We start from the raw sequence: 21459 nt of genomic DNA, 5'->3' as shown, positions 1-21459 counted from the left end.
CCCGCGCGACCGGCTGTGCGTCGTGCAACTGTCCGACGGGGGCGAGGATCAGCATCTGGTCCGCTTCAACCCCGGCAGCGACTATGCCGCCCCGAATCTGAAGGCGGTGCTCGCCGATCCGGCGCGGGTGAAGCTCTATCATTTCGGCCGGTTCGATCTGGCGGCGATCCAGCATTATCTCGGCGTCACCGCCGGCCCGGTGTTCTGCACCAAGATCGCGTCGCGGCTGGTCCGCACCTACACCGATCGCCACGGCCTGAAGGAACTGGTCCGTGAACTGCTGGGGCAGGATCTGTCGAAGCAGCAGCAATCCTCGGACTGGGGCGGCCCGGTCCTGTCCGATGCGCAACGCGACTATGCCGCCTCCGACGTCCGCTTCCTCCACGCGCTGCGCGAGGAACTGACCAAGCGGCTGGCGCGCGAAGGGCGCACGCATCTGGCGCAGGCATGTTTCGACTTCCTGCCGCACCGCGCCGCCCTCGATCTTTCCGGCTGGCCCGAGACCGATATCTTCGCACACATGTAAGGGACGGCCATGTCGGAAATCGCCCGTCAGGAACGAACGCGCCGGCAACGCCGTGCCGCGCCCGGCAGCGCGCATGACCGGCTGATCGCGTTCCTGATGGTCGCGCTGCCGATCGGCATCGGCGTGCTGGCGGCGTTCCTGGTCATGGCGCCGCTGTTCATGCGCGGCGATACCAGCTTCGTGCTCGACAAGAACAAGGTCGATGTCGCGCAGGAACGGATGCGGCTGCGCTCCGCCGAATATCGCGGACAGGATGCCAAGGGGCAGCCCTTCGTCATCGATGCCGGGTCGGCGGTGCAGAAAAGCTCGGCCGAACCGGTCGTGCAGTTGCAGGAACTGGCCGCCGCCATCCGCCTGCCCGATGGTCCGGCGCGCCTGACCGCGCCGCGCGGCCGCTATGACATGCGCGCCGAACAGGTCGATGTGAACGGCCCGATCCGCTTCCGCGCGGCGGACGGCTATACGCTCGACACCAACGACGCGACCGTCGACCTGAAGACCCGCCGCCTGCAAAGCGGCAGCGCGGTCACCGGCACGACGGCGATGGGCACGTTCAGCGGCGACCGGCTCGATGCCGATCTCGAGTCGCGCACCGTGCGGCTGACCGGCAATGCCCGCTTGCGTATCGACCCGGCACGCACGAAATAGCCGCGATGATTCGCCATGCGCTACCGGGCCTTGTCGCCACCATCGGCTTCCTCGCCACCCTGGGGTCGGCCCCGGCGCAGACGCGGCACGACTCGACCGCACCGATCGATTTCTCGGCCAATGCCATCGAGTTGCAGGATCGCGCCAACCGCGCGGTGCTGACCGGTGGGGTCACCATCCGCCAGTCGACCATGACGCTGACCGCCGATCGCGTCGTCGTCGCCTATGTCGGGCAGATCACCGAAGGCGCCTCGCCACAGGCATCGCGCATGGACGCCACCGGCAACGTCACCGTCACCCGCCCCGATCAGACCGCCAAGTCCCGCTTCGCGGTCTATGACGTCAACCGGCGGGTCGTGACGATGATCGGCGGCGTGCAATTGACGCAGGGGGCCAACACCCTGACCGGCGGGCGGCTGTCGATCGACCTCGACACCGGCCGCGCGACGATCGACGGATCGGGCGTCGGCACCACCCGCGCCCCCGACGGTACGGTCCAGCAGAGCGGCGGCCGCGTCACCGGCCGCTTCTCCGTGCCCAAGCGCAACTGATGTGCGGCCCTGTCTCCCCTCCCTGACAAGGGAGGGGTCGGGGGTGGGTCGGCCTGCGAGGGAAGGTTATCGCGCCCCAATGTGCCTACCCGCCCCCAGCCCTCCCTTGTCCGGGACGGCAGCAGCATGGCGACGTTGATCGCTTATCGATCTCGACCCGACGAACAGACCTTTCCTTTTTCGCCAACTCCATGCAATAATCCTGCCAACCGGATCGTCCTAACGGTACGGTAACCATTGCCATGCGATCAGGACGCTGCCGATGACCGACACCACCCTGTTGTCCCGCAGCGCCGACGCTGTACCGGTGCACGAACTCCCCTCCGACCGGGGGCTGTCGGTCGTGTCGATCGCCAAATCCTATGACAAGCGGGTCGTGCTGTCCGACGTGTCGATGTCGGTCGGCCGCGGCGAGGTCGTCGGCCTGCTCGGCCCCAATGGCGCGGGCAAGACGACCAGCTTCTATTCCGCGATGGGCCTCGTCAAACCCGATGCCGGCCGCATCCTGCTCGATGGTGAGGATATCACCGCGCTGCCCATGTATCGCCGTGCGATCCTGGGGCTCGGCTATCTGCCGCAGGAAACCTCGATCTTTCGCGGCCTGTCGGTCGAAAAGAACATCCTCGCCGTGCTCGAACTCGCCGAACCGGACAAGGCGGCGCGCGCCGCGCGACTCGAACAGCTGCTCGACGAATTCGGCCTCACCCGCCTGCGCACCGCTTCGGCGATGGCGCTGTCGGGCGGCGAGCGGCGCCGCGCCGAAATCGCGCGCGCGCTCGCCGCCAATCCGACGATCATCCTGCTCGACGAACCCTTTGCCGGCATCGATCCGATCTCGATCGCCGACATTCGCGACCTCGTGATCCAGCTGAAATCGCGCGGCATCGGCGTGCTCATCACCGACCATAATGTCCGCGAGACGCTCGAAATCGTCGACCGCGCGTACATCATCTACGACGGGCGCGTGCTGTTCGCCGGATCGCCGGCCGAACTGGTCGCCGACGCCAATGTCCGCCGCCTCTATCTCGGCGAAGGGTTCGAGCTCTAACGACATGAGCCTCGCGCCGCGCCTCGACCTGCGCCAGTCGCAATCGCTGGTGATGACGCCACAGTTGCAGCAGGCGATCCGCCTGCTTGCGCTGTCGAACCTCGAAGTCGAAGGCTTCCTTGCCGAGGAAATCGAAAAGAACCCGCTGCTCGAATCGGGCGGCGGCGACGATGACGGCCCGGCGATCGAAGCGCCTGAACCCATCACCGCCAGCGAACCCGCCGGATCGGACGAACTGCTCGGCCTCGGTGCGGCAAGCGGCGAGTCGCTCGACCTCGATCTCGGCGACACCTTCCACCATGACAGCGCGTCGGATGGCGTCGGGTCGCTCGACGGCAGCCTGGGCCTTGCCGCGACCGGCGGCGGCGGATTCGAGGACGCGCCCGATCTCGACGCGCTGGCCAGCGCCGATATCTCGCTGGTCGACCATCTGCTGCAACAGGCCGGGGCCTGTGTCTCCGGCGCCGACCTGTTCATCGCCAGCGCGATCATCGACCAGATCGACGATGCGGGCTATCTGTCGGGATCGTTGCTCGACATCGCCAATCGGCTCGGCGTGCCGCTCGCCCGCGTCGAATCGGTACTGACCATCGTCCAGACCTTCGACCCGAGCGGCGTCGGCGCCCGCAGCCTTGCCGAATGTCTTGCCATCCAGGCGCGCGAGGTCGACCGTTACGATCCGTGCATGGCGCGGCTGCTCGATCATCTCGACCTGCTCGCCCGCGGCGCGCTGCCGCAGCTGCGCCGGATATGCGAGGTCGATGAGGAAGACCTTGCCGACATGATCCGCGAATTGCGCGGCTATGATCCCAAACCCGGCTGTCGCTTCGGCGGCGAACGTACCCAATCGGTCGTCCCCGACCTGTTCGTTGCCCCGCGAGGCAGTGGCTGGGCGGTCGAGATCAACGGCGCGACCCTGCCGCGCGTGCTGGTCAATCGCGGCTATTTCGCCGAACTGAGCGCAGGCGGCACCAAATCGTCCAAGGCATGGCTGTCCGACTGCCTTGCCAGCGCCAACTGGCTGGTCAAGGCACTCGACCAGCGTCAGCGCACCATCCTGAAGGTCGCGACCGAGATCGTGAAGCAGCAGGAGGCGTTCTTCCGCCAGGGCGTCGCCCATCTCCGCCCGCTGACACTCGCCAAGGTGGCGGAGGCGATCGAGATGCACGAATCGACGGTCAGCCGCGTGACCTCGAACAAGTATCTGTCCTGCCCGCGCGGTCTGTTCGAGCTGAAATTCTTCTTCACCTCCGCCATCCAGTCGGCGGACGGTGGCGAGGCGGTATCGGCCTTGGCGGTCAAGGAAGCGATCCGCACCCTGATCGCCGCCGAAGACCCGAAGAAGATCCTGTCCGACGACACGCTGGTCGAACTGCTGAATGCCAAGGGCTTCGACATCGCCCGGCGGACGGTGGCGAAATACCGCGAAGCGATCGGGCTGGGATCGTCGGTGCAACGCCGGCGGCAAAAGGCGCTGGGCGGGTAACGCTTTCCTACAGCGGGCGGCGGCGTCAGGATCGCCGGCGCTCTTTCGCACCGTCGATTCTGCCATGGCACCAGCCGGGTCAGGTCACGCAGGTCGCGAAACGCGCACGAGTGTGACTTTTGTGAACTTTGACCCCGGCGCCAAGGGCTAGGTAGTTGAAAAGGCTAGAATATCCGTTTGGTTCGAGCAGCTTCGAGCGAAGTCGAGAAGCGACCGTCGAGAACGCGACGCCGTGCGCGGAACCGGAATGGGTTTCCCTACAATGTCCAGTTCTCGACAGACACTGCTCGACAGGCTCAAGCCGAACATTTGAGGCTGGGGTAAACGGGTCAGGGGCGGGTCAGCCCCGCACGACGCCGATTTCGCGGAACGGGCGCGGTTCCTTCGGCGGCACCGTTCCCTCGTTCAGCCGGCATTGCCAGAAGCCGACATCGATCCAGCGGCCCTGCTTGAAGCCGACCTCACGGTACACCCCCGCCCGGCGAAAGCCGACCGCTTCGTGCAGGGTGATCGAGGCGTCGTTGGGCAGCGACAATACGCCGATCGCCTGGGTGAAGCCTTGGGCGCGCAGGGTATCGACCAGCGCCTCGTATAGCAGCCGTCCGGTCCCCTTCTGTTGCGCGCTGCCGGCCATGTAGATCGAGGTTTCGACGACATAGCGATAGGCCGGGCGCTCGCGGAACATCGTCGCATAGGCATAGCCGAGCACCCCGTCGCCGTCCGCCTCGCCGGTGGTCGCGACCAGCCACGGGTAGAAGCCGTCGCTGGCCGCCATGCGGTGGCGGATCGCGCGGGTGTCGGGCGCCTCGGTTTCGAACGACACCGTGCCGCCCAGCACATAGGGCGCATAGATCGCGCCGATCGCGGCGGCATCCTCTGGCCGGGCGGCGCGGATCGCGATCATAGACCCAGCCGCGCGACGATCAGGTCGAACAGCGACGCGTCCTCTGCCGACGCGGTCACCGGCCCCAGCCCGGCGCATTCGAGGCAGCGGGCCTGCACCCCGGTCCGCGCGGTCAGCATCCGCCGGGCATCGCCCAGCGCCTGCGCCATCAACGCACGCTGTTCGATCGCGGCCATGCCGAGCAGGTCGGTGGCGGCGTCGGTCGTCTCGCCCTTCTCGCGGTCGGCAAAGCTCTTGAGCAGCTTTTCATAGGCGGAAGGTTCGCGGTCGAGATAGACGGCGCGGGCCTTGGCCGGGTCGAGCTTCGCCCGGCGAGCAGCCTCGGCGACGGCATCGTTCAGATTGCCGAAGCGGTCGACCAGCCCCAGTTGGCGCGCGGTGCCGCCGTCCCAGACCCGACCCTGCCCGATCTGGTCGACACGCTCGGGCGTCAGCTTGCGCGAAGCGGCGACGAGGCCGGTGAAGCGGCGATAGATATCCTCGACATTGCCCTGCATGATCGCGTCGAACGCCGGGCTGGTGCCGCGCATCACATCGGGTTGGCCGCTCAAGGGCGTGGTGGCGACGCCGTCGGCGGTGACGCCGATCTTGGCGAGGGTGTTTTCGAAGGTCGGGATGACGCCGAACACGCCGATCGACCCGGTGATGGTGTTGGGTTCGGCAAAGATCACGTCGCCCGGCGTCGACACCCAATAGCCGCCCGATGCGGCGAGGCCACCCATCGATACCACGACCGGGATCTTCGACACCTGCTTGGCCTGCAATATCGCCTGCCGGATGCGTTCGGAGGCGAGCACCGATCCGCCCGGCGAATCGACGCGAACGACCAGCGCCTTCAGATTCTTGGTCGCGAGACCGTCGAGCAGCAGCTTGGCGATGGTATCGCCGCCCGCCGTTCCGGCCTTCGCCTCGCCATCGACGATCGTGCCGGCGACGGTGATGACGCCCACCGCGTCGCCGCCGGTCGGGACCGGGTTCGCCGCCAGCCAGTTGTCGTACTTGATGGTGCGGAAACTGCCCGCGCCCTTGCCCTTGTCCTCGCCCGCCAGCGCCGCCACGCGGTTGCCGAAGGCGATGCGGTCGCCGAGCTTGTCGACCAAGCCGCCGCGCAGATTGGCCTGCGCGATGTCGCCCCCCGCCGCCTGCACCGTTTCCGCCGGGCGGGTCAGGAACGCATCGAGCTGCGCCTTGGGCCGCGCCTTCTGCACCGCCGCGCGCCATTGGTCGAAGATCGCGCGGTACAGCGCCTGATTGGCGGCACGCGCGGGTTCGGACTGGTCGGCGCGGGTAAAGGGTTCGACCGCCGACTTGAACTGGCCGACGCGATAGACGTGGGCAATGACGCCGAGCTTGTCGATCAGCCCCTTGTAATAGGGCTGCGACCCGCCGGGGCCGCGGAACAGCGTGCCGCCGAACGGATTCTGCCAGATCTCGCTGGCGTTCGACGCAATGCGATAGCCGCCATCGGTGTAGAGCGTGGCATAGGCGAGCACCGGCTTGCCCGACGCTCGCACCCGCGCGACCGCGTCGCCGACCTCGGCCAAGGCGGAGGGATAGCCGCCGGCGAACTTGTCGAGATCGAGCACCACTACCTTGACCCGTGCATCCCCCTTCGCCGCATTGAGCGCGCGGACCACGTCGCGCAGCCGCAGTTGCTGCGCGACCGGCTGGCCGCTCAGCACCGCGACCGGATCGGCCTCGGCGGGTTGCTCGACGATCGATCCCGACAGGTCGAGCAGCAGCGCGCCGTCGGTCACCCGCGTATTGGGGCGGCTCGACAGCGCGGCGAACAGACTGCCGAAGAACAGCAGCAGCAGGATCAGGACCAGTGCGTCCTTGATCCCGACTAGCAGCTTCCACGCACCCCGGACCAGTTTCACGGCAATTCCTTCATTTATCGTCTAGCGATAAATAGCCGGATGGTCGGGCGAGTAAATGGGATTTTGGGACGACGCAGGCTGGGAATGCTCTCCCCTCCCTGACAAGGGAAGGGTCGGGGGTGGGTTGGCCCGTTGGCGGGCGTGACCTGCCCTCGCTGGCCGACCCACCCCTAACCCCTCCCTTGTCAGGGAGGGGAAGGCACATCGTTCAGACGCGCATCGGCATCAGCACGTACAGCGCGGGCGAGGCGTCGTTCTCACGGATCAGCGTCGGGGCCGCCGCGTCTGAAAGGTGGACTTCGCACAGGTCGCTGTCGATCTGCCCCAGAATGTCGAGCAGATAGCGGCTATTGAAGCCGATCTCGAACGGCAGCGCGGTATATTCGCCCGGCACTTCTTCCGCCGCCGCGCCGTTTTCGGGGCTGGTCACCGACAGGGTGATCTTGTCGCGGTCGAGCGCCATTTTCACCGCGCGGGTCTTTTCGGTGGCGATGGTCGACACGCGGTCGACACCGGCCATGAAGCTCTTCGGATCGAGCTTCAGCAGCTTGTCGTTCGCGGTCGGAATGACGCGCGAATAATCGGGGAAGGTGCCGTCGATCAGCTTGCTGGTCAGGATTGCCTGCCCCAGATCGAAGCGTATCTTGCTGCCCGACAGCGACACACCGACCGACCCGTCGACTTCGTCGAGCAGCTTGCGCAGCTCGGCGACACATTTGCGCGGCACGATGACGTCGGGCATCTTTTCCGCGCCTTCCGGGCGGTCGACGGTCATGCGGGCAAGGCGGTGGCCATCGGTCGCGGCGGCCTTCAGAACCGGCTTGCCGTCATTGTCGGCGACGTGAAGGAAAATGCCGTTCAGATAATAGCGCGTTTCCTCGGTCGAGATCGCGAAGCGGGTCTTGTCGATGATCGCCTTCAGCGTGGTCGCGGGCAGTTCGAACTGCGTCGGCAGTTCGCCCTCTGCAATGACCGGGAAATCGTCGCGCGGCAGCGTCGCAAGGCTGAAGCGCGCGCGCCCGGCCACCACGGTCAGCCGGCCTTCCGCGGCCGACAACTGCACCTGCGCGCCCTCGGGCAGCTTGCGGGCGATATCGAACAACGTGTGTGCCGACACGGTGATCGCGCCTGCCTGATCGATCGCCGCCGAAATCGTCTCGTCGATCTGGAGATCGAGGTCGGTCGCCATCAGGCGCAGCGTCGATTCGCCCGCCTCGATCAGCACGTTCGACAATATGGGGATGGTATTGCGCCGCTCGACCACGGACTGGACGTGGCTGAGGCCCTTCAACAGGGTCGCGCGTTCGATCGTCGCCTTCATGATGTTCCCCTGCGCGGATGCGCTCGCACTCGGGCCGGCGGAATCGGCCGGCGCCTCTTTAGATCAACGCAGCATGTCTAGCGCAAAGAAAGGCCGGAGCAAGCCGCTCCGACCTTCCTCGCGGTTAACAGTTAGCACGTGGTTAACGCGCGCTAACCTTCTATCAGAAGCGGATGCCGACGCCCGCCACGACCTGATGCCGGTCGGTGTCGATGTCGAACTGCGACGTGGTGCTGCCGTCGACGCGCTGGAAGTCGGCGTTGTTGTAGTTCGAATAACGATATTCAACCTTGGCATAGGCGCGCGACCCGATCGCCTGTTCGACACCGGCACCCAGACGATAGCCGTTCAGTTCGAAATTCTCGCGGCGGTCGACAGTGCCGTCGCTGGCCAGCACGTTGAGGCGGGCATTGGTATAGCCGCCCTTCACATAGGCCAGCGTGGTCGGGGCGACGAGCAGGCCGGCGCGGGCGCCGACATAGAGGTCGCGGCCGGTCGACACGCTGCCGAAGCCGAAGAAGTTCGGATCGGTGCGCGCGGTTTCCACCTTGCCGGTCGATCCGGTATATTCGCCTTCGACACCGATCAGGAAGTTGCTGAGCGCGAAGTCGTAGCCGGCATCGACGCCGTAGAGCAGGCCGTTGACGGTCTGGTCGTCGCCGTCGAGGTCGGTATCCTGGGTGCTGCCCGGACGGATGCCATCATAACCGGCCAGCGCGCCGACGCGGAAGCCGGTGAAGGCGGGGTTCACGTCCTGCGCCATGGCGGGCGCGGCGGAAAGGGCGGTGCCGGCAGCGGCAAGACCGAGGATAAGGGTACGCATAGTCGAAACTCCATTGTCGCCGCCCACATATATCGGGCGCGGAGATTCAATGGACGCTTTGCCCGGGCGTTGCATGAACCTCACCTAAACAGCGAAAACCGTTGCATTATCGCAACACGGGCTTGAAAGCAGGACCATGACGACCCATCCCCACGCCGCCCGCAAGGGACGCGATTTCATCGCCCGCCACGGCGAGACCGTGTACAATATCGCGCAGCGGATGCAGGGCGATCACCCGCACACCCCGCTGACCCGCAAAGGCTTTGCACAGGCCGATGCGATGGGCGCGACGCTGCGCCACCTGCTGGGGGTAAAGCCGAAGCTGACGCTATGGGCGTCGAGCGCGGGGCGTGCGCTGCAAACGCTGGCGATCATCGCCGAGCATCTGGAGCTCGACTGGCATGGCGCGCGGCGCGACGACCGGCTGGTCGAGATCGGCATGGGCGAATGGTCGGGGCGCTATTATCACGAACTGACCGGGCCGGACGCGGACTTTCTCGACGTCGACGCACGGCTGTACCGCCGCCCGGCGCCCGGCGGCGAATGGTATGACGCGATCGCGGCACGGGTCGGCGGTTGGGCGAGCGATACCGACGACGATCCCGGCGACCGGCTGGTCATCATGCATGGCATGTCCAGCCGGGTGCTGCGCGGCGTGCTGACCGGCGCCGATGTGATGCCGCAATTCGACGCGCCGGTCGCCCCCGACCTGCCGCAAGGATCGATCGCGCTGATCGAAGGCGGGCGCGAGACGATCGCGCATCTGGGCAGCGGCGGGCCATCGATGGTGGCGCCCGCTTGATCGCGCTGCTGCTGGCGGTGGCGGCACCGCAGGCGATCTCCATCCACCAACGCTGGGGCGCGTTTCGCGACGAGGCGCCGACGCGCTGCTATGCGATCAGCCGCCCGGTGCGTGGGCGTACCGGCACGCCCTTCGCCAGTGTCGGTAGTTGGCCAGGTGCGGGCGCGCGCGGGCAAGTCCATGTCCGTCTGAGCCGCCCGCGCAGCGACCGCGCGCAAGTCGTACTGGCGATCGGTGAGCGGCGGTTCGAACTGAAGGCCGGGCGGATCGACGCATGGAGCCCCGACCCGGCCACCGATCGCGCGATCGTCGCGGCGATGCGTGGTGGCCGGTCGATGAGCGTCGAGAGCGTGGGCGAGAACGGCGCGCCGTTCGTCGACGTCTATGCGCTGGCGGGCGCGGCGACCGCAATCGATGCGGCGGCTTTGGGGTGTTTATAGGGTATCCGAGCGCGTCCTTCGTCATTCCCGCGCAAGGCGGAAACCATTGCCGCCGACGTCCGTGGCAGAGTCGCCGCTGCTGCGTTTATGGATCCCCGCCTACGCGGGGATGACGGTGGTGGGACCAGTCGTAGCCCCCAGTGGAAATCCCACCTGAAATCGGCTATATCCCGCCGATGCTGACAGTCTCGTCGCCCCCCATGCCGATTCCCGGCCATGTCGACCCCGTGCCCGTTCCGCGGCCGCTAGCCCCGCGTCCCGACGGCCGGACCGATCTGGTCGGCCTGTCCAAGCCCGAAATCCGTGCCGCGCTCGAAGCCGCCGGGTTCGATGCCCGCCAGGCGAAGTTGCGCGCCAAGCAGATCTGGCACTGGATCTATAATCGCGGCGCGACCGAATTTTCGGCGATGACCGATATCGCCAAGGTGCAGCACCCGACGCTCGAGCATCACTTCGTCATCGGCCGCCCCGATGTGAAGGAAGCGCAGGTATCGAACGACGGCACGCGCAAATGGCTGCTGACCTCGCCCGACGGGCAGGATTACGAGATGGTGTTCATCCCCGATGCCGATCGGGGGACGCTGTGCGTGTCGAGCCAGGTCGGCTGCACGCTCAACTGCACCTTCTGCCACACCGGCACGATGCGGCTGGTGCGCAACCTGACCCCGGGCGAGATCGTCGGACAGGTCATGCTGGCGCGCGACGCGCTGGGCGAATGGCCGAGCCAGCCCGAGGGGCGGATGCTGACCAACATCGTGATGATGGGGATGGGCGAGCCGCTGTATAATTTCGATGCGGTGCGCGATGCGCTGAGCGTCGTGATGGACGGCGACGGGTTGGCGCTCAGCAAGCGGCGGATCACGCTCAGCACGTCGGGCGTGGTGCCGATGATGGCGCGCGCCGGTGAGGAGATCGGCGTGAACCTCGCCGTGTCGCTGCACGCGGTGACCAAGGAGGTGCGCGACGAGATCGTGCCGCTGAACCGCAAATACGGCATCGAGGAATTGTTGCAGGCGTGCGCCGACTATCCCGGCGCGAACAACGCCCGACGCATCACGTTCGAATATGTGATGCTGAAGGACAAGAACGACAGCGACGACGATGCACGCGAACTGGTGCGGCTGCTGCGCAAATATCAGCTGCCGGCGAAGGTCAATCTGATTCCGTTCAACCCGTGGCCCGGCACCGTGTACGAATGCTCGACGCCCGAACGCATCCGTGCGTTCAGCGACATCGTGTTCGAAGGCGGCATCTCCGCCCCGGTCCGCCGGACACGCGGGCAGGATATCGGTGCAGCCTGTGGGCAGCTGAAGACCGCCGCGGAAAAGAAGAGCCGGGCGGAGCGCGACCGTGAGGCGGCGGCGATCGCCGACTGACGTTCGACCAAAACCGGCCCGGACGAACCAATGTCGCCCGGGCCGTCAGGGATCAGTGGTTCTTCAGCGCGGCGTGGACCGACTGGACGAACTGGTCGCCCGGACGCGCCTGACAATTGGCCACCACGGCCGGACGGATCGTTTCGATACCATCGACGGTCAGGGTCGGGTGCGGTTTGCCCTTCGGGCCATAGTTGGCGGCGTATTGGATCGCTTCCGGCTGGAAACTATCATCGAGCGCGTTGAAATCGCGGCAGCTTACGGTTTCGAGCTTCTTGCCGCTTTTGATGAGGGCGACGGTGCGTTCGGTCCCCTGCCGACCGGGGACCTCGGCGGCTTCGGCGACCCATGGCTTGTTGGCCTGTTGCGCGACGGCGATACCACCAGTGGCGAGGGTGGAAGCTGCGACGACTGCCAAAAGAACCTTCTTCACGATGCCTTCTCCTTTCCATGTGAGGCTCTCCGGAATCGCGCAAATCCGCGCTTTGTTTCTGCCCCGGTCCGAATTTCCGGAGCTTTCATACAAGGGTATGATATTTTGTCGCATACTATGAACGAACGTTCATCGTGTCGGCCGTTCGCGGTCGCGGACAGGTCTGCGGCACCGTGAAACGGCCTCGACAGGCGACGGCGCTTGCGCTCTAGCGGCGCGATGATCGATCCCGTTTCCCTCGGCCTTGCTGCTGGTGCCGGCATGGTCGGCGGCGCGATGAATGCGCTGGCCGGTGGCGGCACGTTCGCGACGATGCCGGCACTGATCGTGCTGGGGCTGCCGGGATCGATCGCCAATGCGACGTCGAACGTCGCGTTGCAGCCAGGCGCCATCGCCAGCGCATGGGCCTATCGCCGGGGCCTCGGCCCCTTGGGCGGATTGCCGATCCGATTACTGACCACGATCACCTTCGTATCGGGACTGGTCGGCAGCCTGTTGCTGGTATGGACGCCCAGCGACCTGTTCGACGTGATCGTGCCGTGGCTGTTGCTGGTCGCCTTCCTCGCCATCGCGACGGGCAGGCACGCGGCGGTATGGCTGCACGATCGGGTGACGATCGGGCCGGCGTCGCTGGTCGTCGCACAGGTGCTGCTCGGCATTTACGGCGGCTATTTCGGCGGGGGTGTGGGCATGATGGTCACGGCGACCTATGGCCTGCTCGCCGGGGCCGATCCCAAATCGATGGCGGCACCGCGCACGCTGATGCTGGCAACCGCCAACAGCGCGGCGGCGATCATCTTCATCCTGTGCGGCATGGTCGCATGGGCGGCCTGCGTGCCGATGGTGCTGGGCGGCATTCTCGGCGGCTGGCTGGGCGCGAAGCTGGGGGTGAAGCTGACCTCCGGGCAGGTGCGGGCGTGGACGTTGCTGGTGACGTTCAGCGTGACGGTGGTGTTCTTCGTCCGGGCCTATGGCTGAACGTCAGCGCGGACGACGCATGTCGAAGCGTTCGCCGGGTTCGAAATAGTCCCCCGCCCCGCCACCGCGCAGGATCGGGTGCGCGCGTTCGGTGCGGTAGATGCCGTCGTCGAGCAGCGCCGGGTCGATATGGACCTGCACCACTTCGCCGAGCACCAGCCACGTATCGATTTCGCCGCCCGCATGAACGGTCAGGCGGACGATCTGGGTCGATCGGCATTCGAACTGGACCGGCGATCCCGCCACGCGCGGCGGCGCGACGGCCGTCGAGGGAAGCGTGTCGAGGCCGGCGAGCGCAAATTCGTCGGCCTCGGTCGTCGCCGATGTCGCGTTCATCGCATCGGCCTGCGCACGGGTCGCGAGGTTCCAGACGAACTCGCCCGTCGCGCGGACATTGGCGAGCGTATCCTTTGCCGCGGTCGAGGCGAAGCCGATGATCGGCGGGTGATAGTTGAAGGCGTTGAAGAAACTGTACGGCGCGAGATTGCGTTTGCCCTCCGCCGACACGCTGGCGATCCAGCCAATCGGGCGCGGCGCGATGATCGCGTTGAACGGGTCGTGCGGCAGGCGGTGGCCATCGGCTGGCGCATAGGAGTGGAAATCGGTCATGCCCGGCCCCAACGCACGATCCGCACCGATGGTGCAACCATGCTTCGCAATTGCCGCGATCCGGCCTAGATCAAGGGCATGACGCGTTCGATCTATCGCCACCGACTGGCCACCCGCCTGTGGCACTGGGTCAATGCGGTCGCGATCATCATTTTGATCGGCAGCGGGCTGATGATCCTGAACGCGCATCCCCGGCTCTATTGGGGGCGCTATGGCGCGAATTTCGATTCCGCCTGGCTGACGTTCGACCGGTTTCCGGGATGGGTTACGATTCCGCAAAACTATAATCTTGCGCTGGCCCGCAACTGGCATCTGAGCTTTGCGCTGGTGCTGGGCTTCGGGTTGCTGGCCTATATGGTCGCCAGCCTGCTCAACCGGCATTTCCAACGCGACCTTCGCATCCGGCGGGCCGAGTTGTCGCGGGCGCATCTGATCGCCGACATCCGGGCGCATCTCGCCTTCCGCTTTCATGATCCGGAGGCGCCGGGCGATTACAACGTGCTCCAGAAACTCAGCTATGTGCTGGTGATCTTCGGGCTGTTGCCGCTGGTGATCCTGACCGGCATCGCGATGTCTCCGGGGCTGAACGCGGCGTTTCCATGGGTTTTGGGAGTGCTCGGCGGGCGGCAGTCGGCGCGGTCGATTCACTTTCTGGCGGCGAGCGGCATCACCTTGTTCGTCATCGTCCATCTGGTGCTGGTGATATTGGCGGGGGCGGTGAACGAGGTGCGCTCGATGGTCACCGGGCGTTGGCGGGTGCCTGAATGAGCCGGCTGATTTCCCGCCGATCGGCGCTGGTCGTGGGGGCCGGCGGGCTGGTCGCGGCATGCGATCGGGTCGCGCAGTTGCCGGTAGCGCAGCAGCTATTGGGCGGGGCAGAGGTCGCGCATCGCGGGTTGCAGCGGGCGATCACCGCGCGCGACGCGCTGGCGGTCGAGTATCGGCCGGAACAACGCTCGCCGATCTTTCGCGCCAACGGAACCAACAATCCCAACACCCCCGACTATAACGCGCATGCCGCGAACCGCTTCGCCGACTGGCGGGTGACCGTCAACGGGCTGGTCGCGCGACCATTGTCGCTGCGGCTCGATCAGATCCGGTCGATGCCGTCGCGCCAGCAGATCACGCGGCACGACTGTGTCGAGGGGTGGAGCGCGATCGGCAAATGGACCGGACCGCGGCTGTCGCGAATCCTCGACTTGGCGGGGTTGCGGCCGGACGCGCGCTATGTGGTGTTCCATTGTGCCGATGCGATCAGCGGGCGGCCTTATTACGAGTCGATCGACCTGATCGACGCCTTCCATCCGCAGACCATATTGGCGTGGGCGCTGAACGACCGGCTCCTCGGCGTGCCGAACGGGGCGCCGCTGCGGCTGCGGGTCGAGCGGCAACTGGGCTACAAGCACGCCAAATATGTCGAGCGGATCGAGGCGGTCGCGTCGCTGAACCCCATCGCGGGCGGCAAGGGCGGGTTCTGGGAGGATGTCGCCGGTTACGACTGGTATGCCGGCATCTGATCGACGCGGGTCCAGGCGGCCGCCTTGCCGACCAGCCACGGCATCCGCCCGCCCGCCAGCAGCAAAGCACTGCCCCGCCGGTTCTCGGCCAATGTCCTGAGCAGGCCCGCCAGCGCGATCGGCCGGCGGAGGGCTTTGGCCAAGTCGCGCTGATAGCCGATCGCCCCGGCCGCGCCCTGATGCTGCCACGCCGCGACCGCCCGGATCGCGCTGGCGATGGCGATGCCCATGCCTTCGCCGGCCAACGACGGGATCACGCCTGCCTGATCACCCAGCCGATAGACGCCCGCCCCGGTCGTACGCGCGCGCCAGCCATAGGGGACATTGGCGACCGCATCGATTGCGGGTGTTTCGGCGAGATAGGCCAGCCGTTCGCCCAGCGCCGGACATTCGCCAGCCAACATCCGCAGCAATCCCGGCAGATCGCCCGCCGCGCGCAGGCGCGACCGGCGCAGCGCCATGCACAGATTGGCGCTGCCATCCTCCTGAACCACCAGCCCGCCATAGCCGCCGGCAAAGGCGTGGAGTTCGATCGCATCGCCGACCAGACGCGCGAGTGCCGGATGCGGTCCAAGCCGGACCCGCACCCCCATCGCGGGGTCGGCACCCGGATGGGCATCGCGCATCGCCCCACGCAGGTCATGCTTGCCGGTGGCGAGGAACAGCGTGTCGCCGGTAACCTCTGCCCCGTCACCGGTATGCAGCGTGCGGCTTTCGGCTGACCGGATCGTCACCCCGCGTTCGACCCCCGCCCCCGCCGCCTGTGCCGCGTTCAGCAACAGCGCATCCAGCCGCCGCCGCGACAAGCCGATCGCGGGCGCGGGTAGCGGTGATTCGGAGCGACCGCCGCCGGCGAACAGCACGACCCGACGCACGACATGACCCTCCGGCTCGACCCCGATCTGCCGCAGCGACGCCAGCGTCCGCCATGACAGGAACCCGCCGCACAGCGCATCGGGCGTGCCGCGCGACCGCTCCAGCAGGACTGGTGCCGCACCTTGCCGCGCCAGCAGCAGCGCCGCGACCGCGCCGGCCGGACCGCCGCCCGCGATCAGCGCCGACGTTCGACGCATAGCCGGAACGGAAAATGCCGCCGCACCCGCGCGTCGCCAATCCCTGCTTCGGCAAGGATCGGCGGCCATTCGTGCGGACGATAGGACCGCGCGATCGACAACGTACCATCAGCGCGGACGATCGGGTGCCAGCCCATCAGCGTGGCGAGCAGCGGATAGCCGCGATGGGCAAAGCGATGGCGGTGCAGGTCGTTGACGAACCAGCCGCGCGCTGCCTCCGCCTCCATGAAGCGCAGGAACGCGACCAGTTGGCCATGCGTCATGTGGTGCGCGACGAGGCTGGAGACGATCACGTCCCAGCCCTGCCCCGCCAGTTCGGCATAATCGCCGGTGCGATAGGTCACCGCGAAATCAGGCGGCGTATCGGCGCGGGCGATGGTTTCGCTGCGAGGGTTCAGGTCGATGCCGACCAGCTCCGCCTCCACGCCCCTCGCCGAAGCCCAGCGTGCGATCCGGCGCAGCATGTCGCCATCGCCGTACCCGACATCGAGCAGCTTCAGCCGATCACGCCGCCCGGCGATCCCCGACAGGAACGCGAGCGTCGGCCGCGCCGCCATCGTCACCCGGTTGACCCGCGCCAGATCGCGCAGCACCGCCCCATAAACGTCCGGGTCGAGCGCGGGATCGTCCATCGCCTCCTCGGCATGGACGCGCGCGAAGCTCATGCCGCGCTCCGAAAGCCGAAGCCTTCGGCGGCGAGCCCGGGACCGAACGCAAGCGCGATACCGCTAGAAACCGGCGGTCCGGCCAGCAGTTCGGCAAGGACGAACATCAACGTCGCCGACGACATATTGCCGTTCGCCGCCAGCACGCCACGCGATGCGTTCAGCGCATCGGGCGACAGCGACAGGCTGCGTTCGACCGCATCGAGGATCGACCGCCCGCCGGCATGGACCGCCCAGCCATCCACCTCGGCGAGCGAGCGCCCTCCGGTGGCCGCCGCCGCGAAGCCGGGATCGGCGAGCGCGGTGGCGATACGGCCGGGTACCTCCCCCGACAAATGCATCGCGAAACCGGCATCGGTGATGTCCCATCGGATCAGTTCCGCCGAATCGGGTAGCGCGGCGGCGAACGGCGTCTCGATCGCGACTCCGGCAGGGTCGGTCGTCACCAGCGCCGCCGCCGCGCCATCGCCGAATTGCAGCATCGCCAGCAAAGGTTCGAGCGTGACCGCCGGTTGCAGATGCAGCGTCGACAGCTCGACGGTGACGACCAGCACACGTGCACCCGGTTCGGAGCGGACGATGTGGCGGGCGCTGCGCAGCGCGGCGACGGCGGCGTAACAGCCCATGAAGCCGATCAGCAGCCGTTCGGTCGCGGGTGGCAGGCAGAGCCGCGCGGCGATGATCTGATCGATCCCCGGCGCGACGAAACCGGTGCAGCTCGCCACGACGACATGGGTGATGGTGCCGAGCGGATGCTGGGCCGCCAGCCGTTCGATCGCCGACAGCGCCAACGTCGGCGCGGCATCAGCATATACGGTCATCCGCGCCGCCGTGCCGGGCATCGCATCGGCATAGAAGCCACCAGGCGCGACCGGCGATCCGCCGTCGTCACCCTGCGGCAGTACCGACCAGCGCCGCCCGATCCCGGCGCGCTCGACCATCCGGTCGAACAGTCGCGCCTCACGCTGCGGCAATCGCAAGCGCGCCCAGTCGATAAAGGCGTGATGAATGTCGTGAGCAGGCGTCGCGGTGGCGACCGCGTTGAGCCAGGCGACGGGCGCGGCGGGGAAAGTCATTGCGGCGTCAACGCACCGGCGCCGCAAAAGGCTACGAAATCAGTCCTTCCACGCCCACCACAGTTGCGCGGGCGGCATGTTCCACCATTCCATGTCGTGGTCGATCCGCGCGAATTGCCGGTCGAGAAAGTCGCGGACGCGCGGATTGAACTGATAGACGAGGAACGCGCCGCCCGGCCGCAACACCGCCTGCGTCGCGGCGGCGATATCGTCACCCACCCCGGCGGGCAGCGTCGAGAAGGGCAGCCCCGACAGCACGTAATCGGCATGCGGCTGACCATGATCGGCGACGATCCGTTCGACATCGGCCGCCGACCCGTGGACCGCCGAGAAGCGCGAATCGAGGATCGTCGCGTTCAGATAATCGATGAAATCGGGGTTGGTATCGATGACGATCAATTGCGCATCGGGGGCGAGGCGTTCGAGGATCGGGCGGCAAAAGGTGCCGACGCCCGGACCATATTCGACCACCACCTTCGCATTGGCCCAGTCGATCGGGGCCAGCATCTTGCGGATCAGGCGGTTCGACGACGGGATGACCGACCCGACCATTACCGGATGCTTCACGAACCCACGGAGGAAAATGCCGGCCGGCGATGGTACGCCGCGCGGCTTCCGTCGGGTCGCGGCGTTGGAAGTCGTCGTCATGGAAATCCTCGAACGGATGGCCGGGCGGCCATGGTCATCGCGTCGTCGCAAAAGCGAAACGAACTTGCAAGCATATCGGTTTCGCTCCGGCGCTTCTGTCCGCCGCACGGTGTTCGATTTCGGTGCCGTCCCGCCACCGGCAAGACGGCTCGCCGACCGCTATCCCTTCGGCCCCCGCCCCTCGACCATACCCGGCGCGATGAAGCCAAGTGGCTGGATCGACAGCGCATCCTGTTTCAGCCGCGACGACATGGCGCGATATTCCTCCTCCATCTCGGGCGTCACCGAGGCGCGCGATTCGCCCAGCGCCGCGTCGAAATGTGCCATCGTCACCGCGCGCGTTTCCAGCGACTCGCGTAGCGCGAACAGCCCGGCGCGGCGGACCACATCCTCCAGATCGGCCCCGGTGAAGCGTTCGGTCCGGCCGGCGACCACGTCCAGATCGACGTCCTCGGCCAGCGGCATCTTCTGTGTCTGGATCCCCAGGATGCGCGCGCGCCCCGCCCGGTCGGGCACACCGACATAAATCAACTCGTCGAACCGGCCGGGACGCAGCAGCGCCGGATCGACCATGTTCGGCCGGTTGGTCGCACCGATCACGACGACCGACTGCAATTCCTCCAGCCCGTCCATCTCGGCGAGGATCGTGTTCACGACCCGCTCGGTCACTTGCGGCTCGCCGAGGCCACCGCCGCGGGCGGGCACCAGCGAATCGAGTTCGTCGATGAAGATGACCGTCGGTGCCACCTGTCGCGCGCGGGCGAACAGGCGGGCGATCTGCTGCTCGCTCTCGCCATACCATTTCGACAGCAGGTCGCTCGATTTGGTGGCGATGAAATTCGCCTCCGCCTCGCGCGCCACCGCCTTTGCCAACAGCGTCTTGCCGGTGCCGGGCGGACCATAGAGCAGGAAGCCCTTGGCCGGCCGGATGCCAAGGCGACGGAAGGAGTCCGGCGACTTCAGCGGCAGTTCGACCCCTTCCTTCAGCTTCATCTGCGCATCGTCCAAGCCGCCGACATCGTCCCAGCGGACGGTCGGTGCCTGCACCATCACCTCGCGCATCGCGCTTGGCTGCACCCGCTTCAGCGCCTCGACGAAATCGTCGCGGGTGACCGACAGGCTGTCGAGCACATCCTGCGGGATCGTCCCTTCGGACAGGTCGATGCGCGGCATGATCCGCCGCACCGCTTCGATCGCTGCCTCGCGGGTCAGCGCAGCGAGGTCGGCGCCGACAAAGCCATAGGTGGTGCGCGACAGCTCACCCAGCTCGACATTGTCGGCCAGCGGCATGCCGCGCGTGTGAATGCCGAGAATCTCACGTCGCCCGCGCTCGTCGGGCACGCCGACCACGATCTCACGATCGAACCGGCCGGGCCGGCGCAGCGCCTCGTCGATCGCCTCGGGTCGGTTGGTCGCAGCGATGACGACGATGTTGGCGCGGGACTCCAGCCCGTCCATCAGCGTCAGCAACTGCGCAACCAGCCGCTTCTCCGCCTCGCCCGATACCTGGCCCCGCTTGGGCGCGATCGAATCGATCTCGTCGATGAACACGATCGACGGCGATGCCTTGGTCGCTTCCTCGAACACCTCGCGTAGCCGCTTTTCGGATTCGCCATAGGCCGATCCCATGATCTCGGGACCGTTGATCAGGAAGAATTCGGCGTCGGATTCATTGGCGACGGCGCGCGCGAGCCGGGTCTTGCCGGTGCCGGGCGGCCCGTGCAGCAACACCCCCTTGGGAGGATCGACGCCGAGGCGCTGGAACAGTTCGGGATAGCGCAGCGGCAGTTCGACCATCTCGCGCAACTGGTCGATCGTCTGGCCCATGCCGCCGATATCGTCATAGGTGACGTCGGCGCGGCGCGTCTCGCGCGGCTCCTCATATTCCGACCGCAGCTCGATCTCGGTCGATTCGTCGATATGCACCACCCCCTTGGGCGTCGCCGAGACGACCAACAGGCGGATTTCCTGCAGCGAGAAGGCCGGCGCATTCACATAGCGGCGAACGTTGGGCGACAGATTGTCGACGCGCTGGTGACCGGTGGTGGCGACGATATCGCCCTGACACAGCGGCCGCCCGAAAAAGGTGCGCTTGAGCGCGTTCGACGACCCTTGCAGCCGCAAATTCTGCTGGGCGGGCGCAAAAACAACCCGGGTGGCGGGACGCGATTCGGCCTTGCGCACTTCGACCTGATCGCCCGAACCGACGCCGGCATTTGCGCGCTGCAACCCGTCGATGCGAACGATGTCGAGACCCTCGTCCTCCGGATAGGGCGCGATGGCACGCGCCGGCGTCGTCTTCTTGCCGACGATCTCGACCACATCGCCCTCGTTGATGCCGAGCAGCGCCATGACCGATCGCGGGAGATGGGCAATGCCGCGCCCGCTATCCTCGGGCCGCGCATTCGCCACCTGCAACCGTCGTCCGCCTGTTTCGCTGTCCGCCATGCACTATCCCGTCCTGATGGAACGATTGGAAAGGCGAAGATAGGCGGGAGGTCGGCCGCAACAAGGCGAAAAAAAAGGCCGATCGCAAAGGACCGGCCGGAAAGTTTTTAGGAGAGGATGCCTGAAAGGCCTGCTCTATGTGCAGTGCGGCACGGTTTGTTGCAAGTGCGAACGCGGCAACCGATATTGCAAAAACTGCAATGGTTA

General features: G+C 66.7%; 22 protein-coding genes. 11 read left to right on the top strand and 11 right to left on the bottom strand.

Annotation, left to right across the window (positions count from 1 at the left end):
* From ASE59_RS09530 to rpoN, 5 genes are all read left to right on the top strand, one after another.
* The coding region (locus tag ASE59_RS09530; RefSeq protein ID WP_235515708.1) for a ribonuclease D at positions 1-526 on the top strand (526 nt) is incomplete at its 5' end.
* A 9-nt stretch (positions 527-535) separates the two neighbouring features.
* Positions 536-1174 carry an LPS export ABC transporter periplasmic protein LptC gene (lptC, locus tag ASE59_RS09525; protein ID WP_056455462.1) on the top strand — a complete coding sequence of 213 codons (639 nt, stop codon included), beginning with the start codon at positions 536-538 and terminating at the stop codon, positions 1172-1174.
* Positions 1175-1179: 5 nt separating this feature from the next.
* On the top strand, positions 1180-1725 hold the full coding sequence (locus ASE59_RS09520; protein WP_056455460.1) for an LptA/OstA family protein: 546 nt from the start codon (positions 1180-1182) through the stop codon (positions 1723-1725).
* A gap of 262 nt (positions 1726-1987) precedes the next feature.
* Positions 1988-2773, top strand: coding sequence for an LPS export ABC transporter ATP-binding protein (gene lptB, locus ASE59_RS09515; protein WP_056455458.1), 786 nt, complete (start codon positions 1988-1990; stop codon positions 2771-2773).
* A 4-nt stretch (positions 2774-2777) separates the two neighbouring features.
* The gene (gene rpoN, locus ASE59_RS09510; RefSeq protein ID WP_056455456.1) at positions 2778-4259 is read left to right on the top strand and encodes an RNA polymerase factor sigma-54; all 1482 of its coding nucleotides are present in this window, start codon (positions 2778-2780) and stop codon (positions 4257-4259) included.
* Between the two features lie 340 nt (positions 4260-4599).
* On the opposite strand, the gene ASE59_RS09505 is transcribed toward rpoN, so the two are convergent.
* The 4 genes from ASE59_RS09505 to ASE59_RS09490 all read right to left on the bottom strand — a co-directional run bounded on the left by ASE59_RS09505 (position 4600) and on the right by ASE59_RS09490 (position 9187).
* On the bottom strand, positions 4600-5163 hold the full coding sequence (locus tag ASE59_RS09505) for a GNAT family N-acetyltransferase (protein ID WP_056455453.1): 564 nt from the start codon (positions 5161-5163) through the stop codon (positions 4600-4602).
* Entirely contained in the window at positions 5160-7043 is a 1884-nt protein-coding gene (sppA, locus tag ASE59_RS09500; protein ID WP_056455451.1) for a signal peptide peptidase SppA, read from the bottom strand. Before sppA ends, ASE59_RS09505 begins: the two co-directional genes overlap by 4 nt.
* A gap of 208 nt (positions 7044-7251) precedes the next feature.
* Positions 7252-8364 carry a DNA polymerase III subunit beta gene (dnaN, locus tag ASE59_RS09495; protein WP_056455449.1) on the bottom strand — a complete coding sequence of 371 codons (1113 nt, stop codon included), beginning with the start codon at positions 8362-8364 and terminating at the stop codon, positions 7252-7254.
* Between the two features lie 163 nt (positions 8365-8527).
* Positions 8528-9187 (bottom strand): outer membrane protein, encoded by a 660-nt coding sequence (locus ASE59_RS09490; protein WP_056455447.1) that lies wholly within the window; start codon positions 9185-9187, stop codon positions 8528-8530.
* Positions 9188-9323: 136 nt separating this feature from the next.
* Here ASE59_RS09490 and ASE59_RS09485 point away from each other — a divergent pair, with 136 nt between their 5' ends.
* The 3 genes from ASE59_RS09485 to rlmN all read left to right on the top strand — a co-directional run bounded on the left by ASE59_RS09485 (position 9324) and on the right by rlmN (position 11805).
* Positions 9324-9989, top strand: coding sequence for a histidine phosphatase family protein (locus ASE59_RS09485; RefSeq protein ID WP_056455445.1), 666 nt, complete (start codon positions 9324-9326; stop codon positions 9987-9989).
* On the top strand, positions 9986-10429 hold the full coding sequence (locus tag ASE59_RS09480; protein WP_200913213.1) for a hypothetical protein: 444 nt from the start codon (positions 9986-9988) through the stop codon (positions 10427-10429). The genes ASE59_RS09485 and ASE59_RS09480 overlap by 4 nt, the downstream gene beginning before the upstream one ends.
* 176 nt (positions 10430-10605) lie before the next feature.
* Positions 10606-11805, top strand: coding sequence for a 23S rRNA (adenine(2503)-C(2))-methyltransferase RlmN (gene rlmN / locus ASE59_RS09475; RefSeq protein ID WP_056455507.1), 1200 nt, complete (start codon positions 10606-10608; stop codon positions 11803-11805).
* 52 nt (positions 11806-11857) lie between these two features.
* Here rlmN and ASE59_RS09470 read toward each other — a convergent pair whose 3' ends face one another.
* A complete protein-coding gene (locus ASE59_RS09470) occupies positions 11858-12238 on the bottom strand; it encodes an HdeA/HdeB family chaperone (protein WP_056455443.1) in 381 nt (126 codons plus the stop codon).
* A 219-nt stretch (positions 12239-12457) separates the two neighbouring features.
* Between ASE59_RS09470 and ASE59_RS09465 the strand changes: the two genes are divergently transcribed.
* Entirely contained in the window at positions 12458-13216 is a 759-nt protein-coding gene (locus tag ASE59_RS09465; RefSeq protein ID WP_056455441.1) for a sulfite exporter TauE/SafE family protein, read from the top strand.
* A gap of 3 nt (positions 13217-13219) precedes the next feature.
* Here ASE59_RS09465 and ASE59_RS09460 read toward each other — a convergent pair whose 3' ends face one another.
* Positions 13220-13825: a flavin reductase family protein gene (locus tag ASE59_RS09460; protein WP_056455439.1), complete on the bottom strand. Its 606-nt coding sequence runs from the start codon at positions 13823-13825 to the stop codon at positions 13220-13222.
* A gap of 78 nt (positions 13826-13903) precedes the next feature.
* Between ASE59_RS09460 and ASE59_RS09455 the strand changes: the two genes are divergently transcribed.
* Together ASE59_RS09455 and ASE59_RS09450 are read left to right on the top strand one after the other, a co-directional pair.
* Positions 13904-14593 carry a cytochrome b/b6 domain-containing protein gene (locus ASE59_RS09455; protein WP_056455437.1) on the top strand — a complete coding sequence of 230 codons (690 nt, stop codon included), beginning with the start codon at positions 13904-13906 and terminating at the stop codon, positions 14591-14593.
* Positions 14590-15342 carry a molybdopterin-dependent oxidoreductase gene (locus ASE59_RS09450; RefSeq protein ID WP_056455435.1) on the top strand — a complete coding sequence of 251 codons (753 nt, stop codon included), beginning with the start codon at positions 14590-14592 and terminating at the stop codon, positions 15340-15342. The genes ASE59_RS09455 and ASE59_RS09450 overlap by 4 nt, the downstream gene beginning before the upstream one ends.
* On the opposite strand, the gene ASE59_RS09445 is transcribed toward ASE59_RS09450, so the two are convergent.
* From ASE59_RS09445 to ASE59_RS09425, 5 genes are all read right to left on the bottom strand, one after another.
* Positions 15318-16415 (bottom strand): NAD(P)/FAD-dependent oxidoreductase, encoded by a 1098-nt coding sequence (locus tag ASE59_RS09445; protein WP_056455433.1) that lies wholly within the window; start codon positions 16413-16415, stop codon positions 15318-15320. The two genes, ASE59_RS09450 and ASE59_RS09445, sit on opposite strands and share 25 nt — an antisense overlap.
* Positions 16394-17080 (bottom strand): methyltransferase domain-containing protein, encoded by a 687-nt coding sequence (locus ASE59_RS09440; protein ID WP_056455431.1) that lies wholly within the window; start codon positions 17078-17080, stop codon positions 16394-16396. Before ASE59_RS09440 ends, ASE59_RS09445 begins: the two co-directional genes overlap by 22 nt.
* The gene (locus ASE59_RS09435; protein ID WP_056455430.1) at positions 17077-18156 is read right to left on the bottom strand and encodes a type III polyketide synthase; all 1080 of its coding nucleotides are present in this window, start codon (positions 18154-18156) and stop codon (positions 17077-17079) included. Before ASE59_RS09435 ends, ASE59_RS09440 begins: the two co-directional genes overlap by 4 nt.
* A gap of 39 nt (positions 18157-18195) precedes the next feature.
* A complete protein-coding gene (locus tag ASE59_RS09430) occupies positions 18196-18804 on the bottom strand; it encodes a class I SAM-dependent methyltransferase (RefSeq protein WP_056455428.1) in 609 nt (202 codons plus the stop codon).
* 159 nt (positions 18805-18963) lie between these two features.
* Complete coding sequence (locus ASE59_RS09425; RefSeq protein WP_056455426.1) at positions 18964-21252, bottom strand: CDC48 family AAA ATPase; 2289 nt, start codon at positions 21250-21252, stop codon at positions 18964-18966.
* Between the last annotated feature and the right edge of the window lie 207 nt (positions 21253-21459).

It is taken from the genome of Sphingomonas sp. Leaf10 (genome assembly GCF_001421245.1).
Taxonomy (GTDB): Bacteria; Pseudomonadota; Alphaproteobacteria; order Sphingomonadales; family Sphingomonadaceae; genus Sphingomonas.
Note: the sequence above shows the minus strand (reverse complement) of the source record. Positions and strands in the feature narration are given on the sequence as shown.